Raw genomic sequence first — 16,288 nt, 5'->3', positions numbered from 1 at the left:
ATGCGGCGGCGCTTCGCGTCATAAAGGTCGAGTCGCTACTGAGCAGCGCCTGGATGACGCGCGCGTTCTTGTTGGCCAGCGCGACTGCCGCGCAGTTGTGCCCCCGTCGCGCAATCAGTTGCTGCAGCCAGACGCTCTGTGGATCGGCTTTTTTCGCTGCATAGCGCAGGACTGCCCGCGCGCCGTGGATGAGCAACGTCCTCAAGTATGTGTCGCCGCGCCGGCTGATGCCGTGCAGTCGAGGCTTGCCCCCTGAGGAGTACTGGCGTGGTACCAGACCGAGCCAGGCCGCCAAATGTCGGCCGTTCCTGAATTGCTTCGCGTCGCCGACCGCGGCGACCATGGCTGTGGCGGTGATCGGACCGATGCCGGGCACTTCCGCGATCTTTTTGCACAGCGCGGAATGCTTCATGAACGACTGGATCGATGTTTCGATCAGGTGGACGCGCTCCTCGATCGCGTGTAGGTGCCGCAGCAGTTCAGTTAGCAGCGTCTGGCAGAACGACGTCAATTCGTCGGCGCTCTTGCTGAGTAGTTCCGGGATCGCGCGCTTGAACGCCTCTGGTGAGCGCGAGATCGTGAGTCCGCGCTCACCGAGCAGGCCGCGCATCTGGTTGATCATGGCGGTACGGTGGCGTATCAAGATCGCTCGCATGCGGTGCGCAGCCTGGATGTCTTGCTGCTCGACCGATTTGACTGTAACGAAGCGCATGGCAGGCCGACTGGCCGCCTCGACGATCGCTTCGGCATCGTTGCGGTCATTCTTATTGGTCTTGACGAAGGGTGAAACATACTGTGGACTGATCAGCCGGACCTCAATGCCGATCGACTGGAAGCGTCTTGCCCAGTGGTGCGCTGTGCTGCAGGCTTCCATAACAACCATCCCCGGCTTCAGTGTACGCACCGCCTCCAGGAGCGAGCCACGCGAGACCTTTGCTCGATGTACGGGCCGTCCGCGGCGGTCGGCGCCATGGAGCTGGAATACCTGTTTGGCGAGATCGATGCCGAGGATGTCGACTTCCATGATGAACCTCCACATGTCAGGTTGATGCCGACAGTGTCCCCCGAAGGGAGGCGTCGGGTCCATCTCAGTAAAATCTGGCGCTGATGCGGAAAAATTCCGTTCAAATCAATTGGTTGAAAATCCATCGAATTCGCTGGACCGCGTTTACGCGCGGAAGTCCGATCATCTTCCCGACCAAATCACGATTCGACTTGGCCGCGCCTGGCAACCCGCTCTGGAGGGACAGGACCGTCAGCGGGCCTTGGCCGCTTTCGAGTGGGGCACGCTATTCGCCCTACGGGTGGCACTGCGCAACGGCTCAGTGTTCCTTGAGCACAGCTTTGCCTTTCGAAGCCAAGCGGCCATCTTGATCGGCGCCAGCGATTGGAAGGCCAAACGCAACCACTTCTATGGCCATCTCAAGCTGCCACAGGATGGTCAGGCATTTCTGGCGCCTGTGATCGCGCATCTGGACGAAAGCCTGGAGTTGGCTCTTGCTGGGAAGAGAGCCTCATTCCCGTAGCGAATTGCTATTGGTCTACGCAGCGATACTCGCGCACGGCACATCGATGTCAGCTGCGGATCTCGCCCGAATGGTGCCGGAGTTGTCGCCTCCCGCGATCCGGCAGATGATGCATCGCGTTGCGGACGAACGGAAGCTGCGCCACGCGGCTGAAGCCGTGCTGACCTTCATGCATCAGCACCCAATTTCCCAGCATTGGGGGCGCTCCGATCTGGCCTCTTCAGACATGATGTCGTTGGAAACGACACGTTCTGTCTGGAAAGCGCGGGCCGACCCACGCCGACGGACTGCATCGATCGGGATGTACACTCACGTTCGAGATCGGTGGGGCATCTTCTATGACCAGCCAATTTTGCTAAATGAGCGCCAGGCCGGCGCAGCGATCGAGGGCGTGATCCGACAAGGCGGTTCGGAAGACATAGCGCAACTTGCAGTGGACGGAACGGCGCCCGCCACCTGCCCGATCAGCCTGGCTGACTTCGACGCTGCTCTGAACTGGTTTCTGTGACTCCAGCATCAGGTGGGCTTTGCGCCTTGTTTCGGCAGGCTTGGGCCGACCCAGCGCGCCTAGTAGGTCATCGCAAGGATTGGTTTGCTGGGACATTGATACCTTTTACAGGCTGCGTGCTCACCCGGTAGCCGAGCAAAAAATATGCATACCACGCGAAAAAACTCTACGCGCATGTGAGTCAAACATGCAATCCGTGCACTCGCCCGGCAGAATCTTGTCTAGGATCAGAGACGTGGCGGTGCCGTGTCTGGCCCGCCCCGGCGCGCCAGCTTCTTGCACGCTATCCTGCGCGGCTTGGCCGCGTACGCCGGCGACCGATGCTACCAGGAGGATCCCGATGACGGCAGATTCCGAGTTGAATGCCCCGCCCCCCACGCCGCCTGCCGCGCATTCCGGACACGACACCCGCACCGCGATGTCCAGCGCCACCATACGGCGCGCCTTTCTCGATCACGTGTTCTATACGCAGGGCAAGCTCCCCGGGCTAGCCAGCGGCAACGATCTCTACCAGGCCCTGGCCCATACGGTACGCGACCGGCTGGTGCAGCGCTGGATCAGCACGGCTGAGGCCTACCTTGGCCAGCCCTCGCGTACCGTGGCCTACCTCTCCGCGGAATTCCTGATGGGGCCGCACTTGGGAAGCAACCTGATCAACCTAGGCATTTTCGAAGAAGTGCGGGAAGCCATGTCGGATCTTGGCCTCGATCTGGACGAAATCCTGGCGCAAGAGGAAGAGCCGGGTTTGGGCAACGGGGGCTTGGGTCGATTGGCAGCCTGCTTCATCGATTCTCTCGCCACCCTGGAGACGCCGGCGCTGGGCTATGGCATCCGCTACGAGTACGGCATCTTTCACCAGTCCATCGTCGACGGCGTGCAGGTGGAGAGCACCGACACCTGGCTGCGCAACGGCAATCCATGGGAAATCCAGCGCTCCGAGTGGGCGGTGCAGGTCAAGTTGGGTGGGCACACCGAACGCTACACCGACGACCGTGGGCACTACCGTGTGCGTTGGGTGCCGGACAAGACCGTGGTGGGTGTTCCTTTCGACTCGCCGATCCTCGGCTACCGCGTGAATACCGTGAACACGCTGCGGCTGTGGCGCGCGGAGGCCACCGAGGCCTTTGACTTCAACGTGTTCAACCGGGGTGACTACCTCGGTGCAGTCAGCAAGAAGGTGACCTCGGAAAACCTGACGAAGGTGCTATACCCGAACGACGAGACCTTGCAAGGCAAAGAGCTGCGGCTGGAGCAACAGTATTTCTTCGTTTCGTGTTCGCTGCAGGACATGCTGCGCCTGCTGGATGCGCACGGCATGGCGTTGACGTGCTTTCACGATAAATTTGCGGTGCAACTCAACGACACCCATCCCTCGATCGGCATCGCCGAGCTGATGCGCTTGCTGGTGGACGACCACGGCGTGCCATGGGACCAGGCCTGGGAGATCACCCGGAGCGCCTTTGCCTACACCAACCATACGCTGTTGCCCGAGGCGCTGGAGCGCTGGCCGCTACCGCTGTTCGCGCGCATCCTGCCGCGCCACCTGGAGATCATCTACGAAATCAACGCGCGCTTCCTGGATGAGGTCCGCATCCGTTTCTACGGCGATGAATCGCGCCTGGTGCGCCTGTCGCTGATCGACGAGAGCGGCCCGCGCTACGTGCGCATGGCCCATCTTGCCTGCGTCGGCAGCCATGCCATCAATGGCGTGGCCGAACTGCACTCTCGCCTGATGCAACAAGACGTGCTGAAGGACTTCCACGAAATGTGGCCGGAGAAGTTCTTCAGCGTCACCAACGGTGTCACGCCGCGGCGCTGGATCGCCCTGGCCAACCCGCGCCTTACCAAGCTGGCCTGCGACGCGATCGGTGACAGCTGGATACGCGATCTCTCGGGGCTGCAGGCGCTCGAGCCCTACGCCGACGATCCCGCCTTCCGCCACCAATGGTGTGCGGTCAAGCGTGCCAACAAGGCGGACCTGGCACGCCTGATCCGCGACTGCACCGGCGTGGCGGTCGATCCCGACTCGATGTTCGACGTCATGGTCAAGCGCATCCACGAGTACAAGCGGCAACATCTCGCCGTATTGCATATCGTCGCGCTCTACCATCGCATCAAGTCCGACCCGCATGCCGACATCGCGCCGCGCACGTTCCTGTTTGCCGGCAAGGCCGCGCCCGGCTACCACTACGCCAAGCTGATGATCCGCTTCATTACCTCGGTGGGCGAGGTGATTAACCGCGATCCGCAGGTGCGCGACCGGCTCAAGGTGGTGTTCCTGCCGAACTTCAACGTGACCTACGGGCAACGCATCTACCCCGCCGCCGATCTCTCGGAACAGATCTCACTGGCAGGAAAGGAGGCCTCCGGTACCGGCAATATGAAGTTCGCCATGAACGGCGCCATCACCATCGGCACCATGGACGGCGCCAATATCGAGCTGCGCGAGCATATCGGCGCCGACAATTTCCTTCCGTTCGGCCTGACCGCGTCGGAGGTCTATGCGCTAAAGGCGGCCGGCTACCGGCCGCGCACGTTCTACGATGGTAACGCCGAGTTGCAAGCGGTGATCGGGCTGGCGCGGCAGGGCTTCTTCGCCAAGGGCGACGCGACCGTGTTCCAGCCACTGTTCGACGGGCTGCTGCAGCATGATCCCTATCTGCTGTTGGCGGATTTTGCCTCGTACCTGCATTGCCAGCAGGATGCCAGCGCCGCGTTTGCCGACCAGGAGCGATGGCAGCGCATGTCGGTGCTGTCATCGGCGCGCTCCGGGTATTTCTCGTCCGACCGCGCCATCAAGGAGTATTGTTCCCGGATCTGGCACGTCGGGCCTGTGCCGGTGCCTTTGCTGCAGCAGGCGGCCGACGAACACGCCGCGCAGCGCCGGCGCCGGCGGATCACCCACGCATAACGCCATGCCGGGAGACTCACACTGAATGCTAGTTCGGCGTTGTGGCGCCGCTCTGCGTGGCACTCGCGGACCCGCCACCGCCAGCAAAACGCTGGCCATGGATTGCGCACCGCGCCCGACACCGTCGCCTCCGGAAAATCCGTGTCGCCCTTCCACGTCCTGCCACGCCCATCTCGCGCAGGCGCGTAAAGGCAGTCGAGCGATCCACCGCTCCTGCGGGGCATGGATGTTGCCTCTGGCGATGGCGGAGCCCGTTTTTTTTCGCGCGATGCCGCGTCCGTGCTTGCTTGGTACCGCTGCATGCCCGCCTGCCCCCGTCGCCACCGGAGCAGCAACAGGTTGCGGATGTCCGCAAGGCCAAGGAAGCGGAGGAAACGCAGCGCCAGGTTGACGCCCTGACGCGGGTCCAGGACAACCTAGCCGCGCGCTTTGGCAAGGGCGACGGGTCGGCAGCGCAGACCCCGCCGGCCCAGGCGCCGCAGAGAGGTCGTGGAAGCGCCAGGCAGCCCAGGCCCCAGCGGCGGCACGTCGCCAAGCGCCGAGGCGCACAGTGGCGAAGCGGCGCGTGAATAAGCGGCAGTTGCCCGGCCTGCTTTGCGGGTCTTTGCGGGCATGACAGTTTTACACGCGGGTGCCAAAGCTACACGGTGCTCGGGCGGCTGCCGGCCCCCCTCTACCTCAATGCCTTCCATCCGATTCAAGGAGCCAGAAATGCAGAAGAACCAGGAACGCGTCCCGACCCCGCATGTGGATCAGTCTTCGACCGCACTCGCCGGTAAGCGCGTTGCGCTGCTGGTCACCGACATGTTCGAACAGGTCGAACTCACCGGCCCGCGCCAGGTCTTGCAGCAAGCCGGCGCCACCACCGTGATCGTGGCGCTGCAAGGCGGCGAAGTCCAGGGCGCGCATCACGAGCACAAGGCCGACCGATTCAGCGTGCAGGCTGTGCTCGCCGAGGCACATCCCGATGATTTCGATGCCGTGGTGCTGCCGGGCGGCGTCATGAACGCCGATACCTTGCGCACCAGGCCAGAGGCGCAGCGCTTCGTCAAGAAAATCCAAGATGATGGCAAGCCGATCGCGGTGATCTGCCACGGCGCGTGGCTGCTGGTGTCCGCTGGCCTGGTAAATGGACGCACGCTGACCAGCTGGCCATCGCTGGCCGACGATATCCGCAATGCCGGCGGCGAATGGGTGGACCGCGAGGTCGTCCGGGACGGCAACTGGGTCAGCAGCCGCAAGCCGGACGATATTCCTGCCTTCAACCGGGAGATGGTGGCTTTGTTCGCCGCAGGCGGAAGCGCCCGGTAGGACGGCACGGCCCCGCCGGAGGTGATCGCGCGCAAGCAACGCGAGTTGATGGAGTCGTCCACGGCGGTGGTGCACTCACGGACAACATCCTTGGCCTGCCCTTGATCTGCACGCTCGACGGCGCGCGCACGGCGAAGAATCGTCGATATGGGCGCGTCGTACGCCACGCCACGCCACGCGACGAGACCGGCCTGGACCTGAGGCCGGGCAACGAGCACTAGCCGACCGGCGCAAAGCTCGGAAGACGCTGCCGCGCGCATGCGCATCGAGACCTAGTGGACATGGCAGTTCTTATGCCTGGCAGACAACTCGCGGATCATCCTCACGTGCCCCGATAGTCCCCTGACCCCCTCGCATACCGCCGTCCATTGTGCTACGACGATGTGTGCCATTTCTCTCCTTGCGCACCCTTGGTCGTAAGTGCAGCGCACCGACCGGCGCGCGTGCGCGGTTCTGCCAGAACTGCTACCGCCGGACTATAGTCTTTACACATCCTGCCTCACTCGGCAGGCAAGCGTCGCTCAATGAACCTAATGCGTTCCGCCCGCGCGGCCGTGGCATTGCTGGCTCGTCCGGGGCATGCACCCGCCTGGCACGCGCTTCGCATATCCAGTGAAGCGCAATATCTTGCCGCGCCGCAGCAGACAGCCCGGGCCAGTTGGAGAAAACGCGACAGCAATGCGAACCGCCGCGATCGCCAGCATGCACGATGCCAGCGCATCGGCACCAGCCATCACTTTTCATCACCGCATCCGCCAATCGATATCGAAGGAGGTCCACCTTGAGCCCGAGCATGCTATTTGTGGCCTGCGAGGCGAATCCGCCCGGCACGCCCGCCTGGCGGCGGGCTGCCTACGGCCACTACGGCCTGACGGTAACCGGCGGGAAGACAACGTGCGAATCTGCCAGATAGACCTGTCGGCCACCCAGCTTGACGGCGCCCCCGTTGCCGATGCGCTGGGCCGCGCCGCGGCGCTCGGCTTCGACCATGTCCTGCTGGCAGGCTGGCCGGTCCTGCATGCGCCGGGCGCCGCTTTGACACGGGCCGTGGCGGCCTGCCGCACGCGCGGCCTGTCGTGCCTGCTGGAGCTTGCCCTGGACCGGTATCCCGAAGGCAGCGCCGGCCTGGATCCAAGCTGGCGCGAGCCCGGCGGCCTGGCCGCGGATCCGCGTGACACCGACAACCATCTGCCCGGCGTACGCTTGCGCTGGCACGATCCGCAAACTGCTTCGGCACTGGTCCCATGGTGGGGCGAGCGCCTGCGCTCGCTGGTGGCGGCCGGCATTGCCGGCTTCGTCTGCCGCGCGCCGGCACGCGTCGCCGGGCGGCACTGGGCCGAACTGATTGCCGGCGCTCGCCGCGCCGCGCCTGGCCGCAGCCTGGCTTTCCTGGCGTGGACTCCTGGCTTGGCGCCCACGCAACTCGACGACCTCGCGCGGGGCGGCTTCGATGGCGCCTTCTGCTCGCTGCCGTGGTGGGATTACCGCAGCGCCTGGCTCACCGATGAAATCGCGCGCCTGCGCCCATTCGGCGCCGTGCTGGCCGCGCCGGCGCTGGAAGCGGAGGGCACCGATGCGCTGGTTGCGCGGCGCGCCCTTTGGGCCGCCGCCACCATCGGCGATGGCCTGATGGCGCCGGCCGGATTCGAGGTGGGCGGCGACGGCGAGACCACGCCGCTCTATGATCTTTCCCAAGAGGTGATCCACGCCAATGCCTGGCTGGCGGCGCGCGGCTGTGCACCGGCGCGCAGCTTGCGGCTGGTGAATGGAGGCAATTCGCCCCTCACCGTGCTCTCGCGCACGGCCGGTGCCGCCGGCGAGGACGCTACGGCGATGGCCATCGTCATCAATCCCGATACCCAGGAGGCCGCCACGCTCGGCGCCGACCGCATCCTGGCCGCGCTGCCACAGGGCATGGGCGCGCTGCTGCCGGCCGACGGCGGCCCCGGTGGGGCGGACCATGCCGGGACCGTGCTCGACGCCATGGCCAATATTGCGCTTGCACCGGCCGGCATCCAGCTTTATCACCCGGTGCACAATGTCGCGCAGGCCGCACCCGCGCGGCGCGGCGGCAAGCGCATCGCCGCTGCCGTGCGTGACACGCTGGAAAAAAGCGTGGCCGCTGCCCTGAAGGCACCGCGCATCGCCATCGAGAACGTGACGCCGGCCTGCGATGCCGGGCACTTCGCGGTACGCCGTGTGGCGGGCGAGCGGGTGGAGGTGGAAGCCGATATCTGGATGGACGGCCATGACAAGCTGGCAGCGGTGTTGCTGTGGCGCGGCCCCGGCGAGCAGGAGTGGCAGCAGTGCGTGCTGGAGCCCGGCGTCAACGACCGCTGGAGCGGTAGTTTCCCCTTGCGCGGGATGGGCCACCACGAGTTTACGGTAGAAGCCTGGCGCGACACGTTCGCCAGCTGGTGCGACGAAGTCGCCAAGAAGAAACAGGCCGGGCTGGACGTGGCCCTGGAAATCGAGGAAGGCTCGCGCCTGGTGGCGGCGGCGGTGTGCACGGCGCCCGCCGCCGATGCCGAGGTGCACGCCATCGCAGCCGAGCTGGAAGCTGCTCGCGGCAATCCCGGGGACAATGCGCACCGACTGGAGCTGCTGCTGTCGCCGCGCACCCGCGCCGCCATGCGGGCCGCCGATCCGCGCGCCTTCTCCACGCGCCACCCAGTGGTGCTGCCAGTGGAGGCGGACCGGCTCGCGGCGCGCTTCGCCAGCTGGTACGAGCTGTTCCCGCGCTCGCAGAGCGGCGATACGCAGCGCCACGGTACCTTCGACGACGTCATCGCGCGGCTACCGGCCATCCGCGCCATGGGCTTCGACGTGCTGTACTTCCCGCCCATCCATCCCATCGGCCGCACCCATCGCAAGGGCCGCAATAACAGCCTGCGCGTCAACCCCGGCGAGCCCGGCAGCCCCTATGCCATCGGCGGAGAAGACGGCGGCCACGATGCGATCCACCCGGAACTGGGAACCTTCGACGATTTCCGCCGTCTGCGCGAGGCCGCCGCCGCCGAGGGCCTGGAGCTGGCGCTAGACTTCGCCATCCAGTGCTCGCCAGACCATCCCTGGCTGCACGAACATCCGGAGTGGTTCGCGCACCGGCCCGACGGCTCGCTGCGCTACGCGGAGAACCCGCCCAAGAAATACGAGGACATCGTCAACGTCGATTTCTACTGCAAGCCACCGGCGGACGCCGCGCTGTGGCTGACACTGCGCGACGTTGTCGTGTTCTGGGCCGAACAAGGCGTGCGTATCTTCCGCGTGGACAACCCGCACACCAAGCCGTTGCCGTTCTGGGAATGGATGATCGCCGACGTGCGCTCGCGCTTTCCCGACGTGCTGTTCCTGGCCGAGGCGTTTACACGGCCCAAGATGATGGCGCGCCTGGCCAAGCTCGGCTTCAACCAGTCGTATACGTACTTCACCTGGCGCAACCTCAAGCCCGAGCTGATGGAGTACATGACCGAACTCACGCAAGGTCCGCTGCGCGAATACTTCCGGCCGCACTTCTTCGTCAACACGCCGGACATCAATCCCTACTTCCTGCACGATAGCGGCCGGCCGGGCTTCCTGATACGGGCCGCGCTGGCTACCCTGCTGTCGGGGCTGTGGGGCATGTACAGCGGCTTCGAGCTTTGCGAAGGCACGCCGGTACTAAAGGACGGCGTACCCAAGGAAGAGTATCTCGACTCCGAGAAGTACCAGTTGCGTGCGTGGGACTGGCAGCGACCTGGCAACATCATTGCCGAGATCTCGCGGCTGAACGCGATCCGTGCCAGCCACCCGGCTCTGCAGAATCACCTTGGCCTGCGCTTCTACAACGCCAGCGACGACGCTGTGCTGTACTTTGCCCGCTTCGTGCCACGCGTATCAGGACCAGCCGGCAGCCTCGAACGCGCCACCAGCTTCGGCGACGACGTACTGCTGGCGGCGATCAGCCTGGACCCCCACGCCGTGCGCGAGTCGGCTATCGAGCTGCCGCTGTGGGAATGGGGTCTGCCCGACCACGGCGCGCTGGACGCCGAAGACCTGATGCATGGACCTCGGTTTATCTGGCGGGGCAAGAACCAGCGTATCCGCCTGGACCCGCACGCCCTGCCGTTCGCTCTGTGGCGCGTCCAGCCGCTGCCCGAGGAGCCGGCATGAAACGCCTGACTGAACCGGGAAGCACCGCCCTTCTCAACGCCGACCCGCTCTGGTACAAGGACGCGGTCATCTACCAGTTGCACATCAAGTCCTTCTACGATGCCAACGGCGACGGCGTGGGTGATTTTGCCGGGCTGTCGGCCAAGCTCGACTACCTAGTCAACCTGGGAATCGACACCGTCTGGCTTTTGCCGTTCTATCCCTCGCCTCGCCGCGACGACGGCTACGATATCGCCGACTACCGCGGTGTCCACCCCGACTACGGCACCCTAGGCGAGGCGCGCCGCTTTATCGCCGCTGCGCACGCGCACGGCCTGCGCGTGATCACGGAACTGGTCATCAACCACACCTCGGACCAGCACCCCTGGTTCCAACGCGCACGCCGCAGCAAGCCCACCTCGGCGGCGCGCAACTATTACGTCTGGTCAGATACCGACCAGACCTACGCCGGCACGCGCATCATTTTCTGCGACGCCGAGAAATCCAACTGGAGCTGGGACCCGGTGGCTGGCGCGTATTTCTGGCACCGCTTCTATTCGCATCAGCCAGACCTGAATTTCGACAATCCGCAGGTGCTGCGCGAGGTCATGTCGGTGATGCATTTTTGGCTCGATATCGGCGTCGACGGCCTGCGCCTTGACGCCGTGCCCTACCTGGTCGAGCGCGAGGGCACCAGCAACGAGAACCTGCCAGAGACCCACGCCGTCATCAAGCAGATCCGCGCACACCTGGATGCCGACTACAGTGGCCGCCTGTTGCTGGCCGAGGCCAATATGTGGCCTGAGGATGCCCAGCAGTATTTCGGCCGCCCGCGCGCGCCGGCCGAATCCACGTCGCCGATATCGCCAGCGGTCACGGGCCACTTGTACCCTGCGGTCCCCGCCATGAATAGCGCCGGGGAATTGAGCAACGAGGGCACCGCGGTGCTGGGAGACGAGTGCCATATGTCGTTCCACTTCCCGCTGATGCCGCGCATGTACATGGCCATTGCGAGGGAGGATCGCTTTCCCATCACCGACATCATGCGGCAGACGCCGGAGATCCCACCCAACTGCCAGTGGGCGATCTTCCTGCGCAATCACGACGAGCTGACACTGGAAATGGTCACCAGCGCCGAGCGCGACTACCTTTGGGAGGTCTATGCGTCCGATCGCCGCGCGCGCATCAACCTCGGGATCCGGCGCCGCCTGGCGCCGTTGCTGGAACGAGACCGCCGCCGCATCGAGCTGATGAACAGCTTGCTGTTCTCCATGCCGGGCACGCCCGTGATCTATTACGGCGACGAGATCGGCATGGGCGACAACATTCACCTGGGCGACCGCGACGGCGTGCGCACGCCCATGCAATGGTCGCCCGACCGCAATGGCGGCTTCTCCCACGCCGACCCCGAGCGCCTGGTGCTGCCGCCGCTTCAAGGCCCACTCTACGGCTATGAAGCCGTCAACGTGGAGGCCCAGGCCCGCGATCCGCATTCGCTGCTCAACTGGATGCGCCGCATGCTGGCGCTGCGCCGCCAGCACCGCGCGTTCGGCCGCGGCACGCTGCGCTTCCTGTTCCCGGGCAATCGCAAGATCCTGGCCTACCTGCGTGAGTTCGAAGGCGAGCACATCCTGTGCGTGGCCAACCTGGCGCGGGCGCCGCAGGCCGTGGAACTGGACCTCTCCGCCTTTGCAGGCCGCGTGCCGGTGGAAATGATGGGCGCCACCCCCTTCCCCGCGATCGGCCAGCTTACCTATCTGCTGACGCTGCCGCCTTATGGGTTCTACTGGTTCGTGCTGAGCGAGGAAGCCCAGCCGCCTTCCTGGCATGTCGATGCCCCGGAGCAGATGCCTGATCAGGTCACACTGGTGATTCACAGCGCCGCGCAGACCGAGCTGACCGAAAGTTCGCGGCGGACGCTGGCCAACGAGGTATTGCCGCACTACATCAGGCGGCGCCGCTGGTATGGCGCCAAAGGCGAGCGGATCGGCAGCGTGAACATCGCTTACGCCATTCCGTTTGGCCGCGGCACCGCGGGCGAGGAAACCTATCTGTGCGAAATGGAGCTGGCGCTGGAGAGCCGCGCCGAGTGCTACCAGTTGCCGGTGGGACTGCTGTGGGACCGCGAAGGCCCGGGCGAAGGCGCTTCGCAGCTGGCGCATTCGCTGTCCATGGCCCGAGTGCGCAAGGGCAGCCGGGTTGGCCTGGTCACGGATGGGTTTGCCGTGGAGTGCTTTGCCCGCGAGGTGGTACGCGCGCTGCGCGGCGGGATCGAGTTGCTCAGCCCGCACGGCCCGATCCGCTTCCTCGGCGAACCTGGCCTCGCCGGGCTGCCACTGGAAACGGATGAGGTCCAGTGGATGTCGGCCGAACAATCCAACAGTTCGCTGTCCTATGGCAATTCGGCAGTGCTCAAGCTGGTGCGCCGCATCGCCGCGGGCATCCACCCCGAGGCCGAGATGACCCGCTATCTGACCGCCCAGGGCTACCGCAACTCGGCACCGCTGCTGGGCGAGGTAGTGCGCACTGGCACCGATGGCGAGCCGCGCACGCTGCTGCTGCTGCAGGGCTACATCCTCAACCAGGGCGATGCGTGGGGCTGGACTCTCGACTATCTCGGCCGGGCCATCGACGATGCCGTGCCGTCCGAGGACAGCGAGGAGGAATTCGCTGAGGCCTTGACCGGGTATGCCACGGTCGCTGGCACGCTGGGCCAGCGTCTGGCGGAGCTGCACGCGGTGCTGGCGCGCCCGTCCGACGATCCCGCTTTCGCGCCTGAAGGAGCCCGAGAAACACAGGCGCAGCAGTGGGCCGAGGAAGCCATGGCCGAGCTGGATCGCGCCGTGGTCCTGCTCGAAAAGCGCGCCGGGGAACTTGCGCGCCAGGCCCGCAACGATCGCTTTGCCGCCGACATCGATACCCTGCTCGCCGCTCGCGAACGGTTGCCTCAGCTGGTGGCCCGGCTCGCTGCGGTGGCCCCCGGCAGCCTGCAGACGCGCATTCACGGCGACTTCCACCTGGGCCAGGTGCTGATCGCGCAGAACGATACCTACCTGGTCGATTTTGAAGGCGAACCGGCCCTGCCGCTGGACTGGCGGCGGCGCAAGACTTCGCCGCTGCGCGATGTGGCGGGCCTGCTGCGCTCGTTCGACTACGCCGCGGCCACGGTCGGCACCGACCGCCACGAGCGTACCCACGCCACCCTGCCGCCGGCCCTGACCCAGCGCCGCGAGATGCTGCTCGACCGTTTCCGCCAGACCGCCAGCGAGGCCTTCGTGGCCGGCTACCTGCAGATTGCCGAGGCCGCGCCGCAGCCATGGGTCGAGCCGGAGCAGGCGCAAGCCTTGCTCGACCTCTTCCTGCTGGAGCGGGCCGCCTACGAGGTGGGCTACGAAGCGGCCAACCGCGTGGCGTGGGTCGACCTGCCGGTCAATGGTCTGGCGCGGCTGATCCGCAAACTCACAGGTGCCGCCGAGGACAACAGTGGACAAGACTGAGAGAACGCCGCCCCGCGACGGCCTGAAGGCCAAGTGGGCCCCTCGGGACAGACCTGGCGCGGGGCCCGCGGCACCGCCGCCCTTGGCCGTGCCGGACCTGGAGGCGCTGCTGGCGGCGCGCCATGCTGATCCCTTCGCCGTACTCGGCCCGCACCACGCGGCAGGCCATACCGTGGTGCGCGCCTGCCTGCCGGGCGCGCAGTCGGCCTGGCTGGCAGACGCCGACGGCACGCGGCTGGCCGAACTGGAACGGCTTCACCCCGGCGGCATCTTCGCCGGGTCCCTGCCCGGCAGCGCGGCAGCGCGCGACTATTGCCTCGGTATGCGCTGGACGGACGGCAGCGAGCAGGTCAGCGCCGATCCCTACGCCTTCGGTACCTTGCTGGGCGATCTCGACCTGCACCTGATCGCCGAGGGGCGCCACTTCGAGCTGGGCCGCTGTCTGGGCGCGCAAGCACAGGTCCTGGACGGCGTCGAGGGGGTGCGCTTTGCCGTATGGGCGCCCAATGCGCGCCGTGTCTCGGTGATTGGCGACTTTAACGGCTGGAACCCGGTGCGCCACCCGATGCGGCTTCGCCATGGCGCCGGCGTCTGGGAACTGTTCATTCCCGGCGCGATGGGTGCCGCCCCGGGCAGCCGCTACAAATTCGACCTTATCGGGGCGCACGGCGAGCCGTTGCCCGACAAGGCTGATCCGGTGGCACTGGCTACGGAGGGACCGCCGGCCACCGCCTCGGTGGTCGCGCAGCCGGGTACTTCGGCGCCGCCGTATGCCTGGCACGACCAGGCCTGGATGCGCCATCGGGCCATCACCGACGCGCACGCCGCGCCCATGTCCATCTACGAAATACACGTCACCTCCTGGCTCGCCGAGGTCAACGATCCCGTGCACGGCTGGGAGCGCCTGGCCGGCCGGTTGATCCCCTATGTGCGCGAGCTGGGCTTCACCCATATCGAACTGCTGCCGGTGATGGAACATCCTTTCGGCGGCTCCTGGGGCTATCAGCCGCTGTCGCTGTTCGCGCCCACCGCGCGGTTGGGGCCGCCGCAGGCGTTCGCCGCCTTCGTCGACCGCTGCCACGAAGCCGATATCGGCGTCATCCTGGACTGGGTGCCGGCGCATTTCCCCACCGACCCGCACGGGCTGGCCGAGTTCGACGGCACGGCGCTCTACGAATACCAGGATCCACGCGAGGGCTTCCACCAGGACTGGAACACGCTGATCTACAACCTGGGCCGCAACGAAGTGCGCGGCTTCATGCTGGCCAGCGCCCTGCACTGGCTGGAGCAGTATCATGTCGACGGCCTGCGCGTGGATGCGGTGGCGTCGATGCTCTATCGCGACTATAGCCGCGAGCCCGGCCAGTGGGTCCCCAACCGTTTCGGCGGGCGCGAAAACCTGGAGGCCGTGGCCTTCCTGCGCGAGCTCAATACCGTGGTGCGCGAGCGCTGCCGTGGCGCCATGACCATCGCCGAGGAATCCACCGCATGGCCCGGGGTGACCGCGTCGGTGGAGAGCGGCGGGCTGGGCTTCACCTTCAAGTGGAATATGGGGTGGATGCACGACACGCTGCTCTATCTCTCCCACGATCCAGTGCACCGCGCCTGGCACCACCAGGACATGACCTTCGGCATGATCTATGCATGGTCGGAGGCCTTCGTGCTGCCGATCTCGCATGATGAAGTCGTGCATGGCAAGGGCTCGATGATCGGCAAGACTCCCGGCGACAACTGGCAGCGCTTTGCCAACCTGCGCGCCTATTACGGCTTCATGTGGACGCACCCTGGCAAGAAATTGCTCTACATKGGCGCGGAGTTTGCCCAATGGCGCGAGTGGAACCACGACACCGAGCTGGACTGGTCCCTGCTGGAGCAGCCCGAGCACCGCGGCATGCAGGCGCTGGTGCGCGATCTCAACCACCTGCACCGGGAACTCCCGGCGCTGCATGCGCTGGACCACCGACCCGAGGGCTTCGTCTGGGTGGTGGGCGACGACAGCCGCAACAGCGTTTTCGCCTACCTGCGCCGGGCCGCGCCCGGCAGCCGCGAAGTGGTGCTGGCGGTGGTCAACATGACGCCGGTGGTGCGCCTCTGCTACCGACTGGGCGTCCCGTTCGCGGGCCGCTGGCAGGAGTGCATCAACACCGATGCCGCCTGCTATGGCGGCAGCAACGTGGGCAACGGCGGCGAGGTCCTGGCCACCACCACGCCCTCGCACGGCCTGCCGGCATCGCTCACGCTCACCCTCCCGCCGCTGGCCACGCTGGTCCTGCGCTTTATCCCGGAAGGAGCCTGACTTGCCCCTGGTCCCCACCACCCGCATGCTGCCCGGCAAACCGTACCCGCTCGGCGCGCACTGGGATGGGCGGCAAACCGTACCCGCTCGGCGCGCACTGGGATGGGC

The 16,288-nt window shown here is 66.0% G+C and carries 5 protein-coding genes and 2 pseudogenes; 6 read left to right on the top strand and 1 reads right to left on the bottom strand.

All coding sequences use genetic code 11. The features are described from left to right. A partial coding sequence (locus AC1DKD_RS29130) for an IS110 family RNA-guided transposase (protein WP_441627230.1) occupies nt 1-1,024 on the bottom strand: 1,024 nt, incomplete at its 3' end. Between the two features lie 142 nt (nt 1,025-1,166). On the opposite strand from AC1DKD_RS29130, the pseudogene AC1DKD_RS29125 reads away from it, so the two are divergent. The 6 genes and pseudogenes from AC1DKD_RS29125 to glgB form a co-directional block, all read left to right on the top strand. After that, nucleotides 1,167-1,965, top strand: a pseudogene (locus tag AC1DKD_RS29125) (Tn3 family transposase); the annotation flags it as partial. Nucleotides 1,966-2,452: 487 nt separating this feature from the next. After that, nucleotides 2,453-4,945, top strand: coding sequence for a glycogen/starch/alpha-glucan phosphorylase (locus AC1DKD_RS29120; RefSeq protein WP_477111994.1), 2,493 nt, complete (start codon nt 2,453-2,455; stop codon nt 4,943-4,945). Nucleotides 4,946-5,656: 711 nt separating this feature from the next. After that, on the top strand, nt 5,657-6,256 hold the full coding sequence (locus AC1DKD_RS29115) for a type 1 glutamine amidotransferase domain-containing protein (RefSeq protein ID WP_441627228.1): 600 nt from the start codon (nt 5,657-5,659) through the stop codon (nt 6,254-6,256). Between the two features lie 894 nt (nt 6,257-7,150). After that, entirely contained in the window at nt 7,151-10,408 is a 3,258-nt protein-coding gene (locus AC1DKD_RS29110) for a maltotransferase domain-containing protein (protein WP_477144011.1), read from the top strand. 32 nt (nt 10,409-10,440) lie between these two features. Then, nucleotides 10,441-13,884 (top strand): annotated as a pseudogene (locus AC1DKD_RS29105) (putative maltokinase); the annotation flags it as partial. An 82-nt stretch (nt 13,885-13,966) separates the two neighbouring features. After that, nucleotides 13,967-16,180 (top strand): 1,4-alpha-glucan branching protein GlgB, encoded by a 2,214-nt coding sequence (gene glgB / locus AC1DKD_RS29100; protein WP_477144010.1) that lies wholly within the window; start codon nt 13,967-13,969, stop codon nt 16,178-16,180. Nucleotides 16,181-16,288: the final 108 nt, after the last annotated feature.

Source organism: Cupriavidus sp. 05T313 (assembly GCF_056396665.1).
This window is presented reverse-complemented; position numbering and strand designations above follow the sequence as displayed.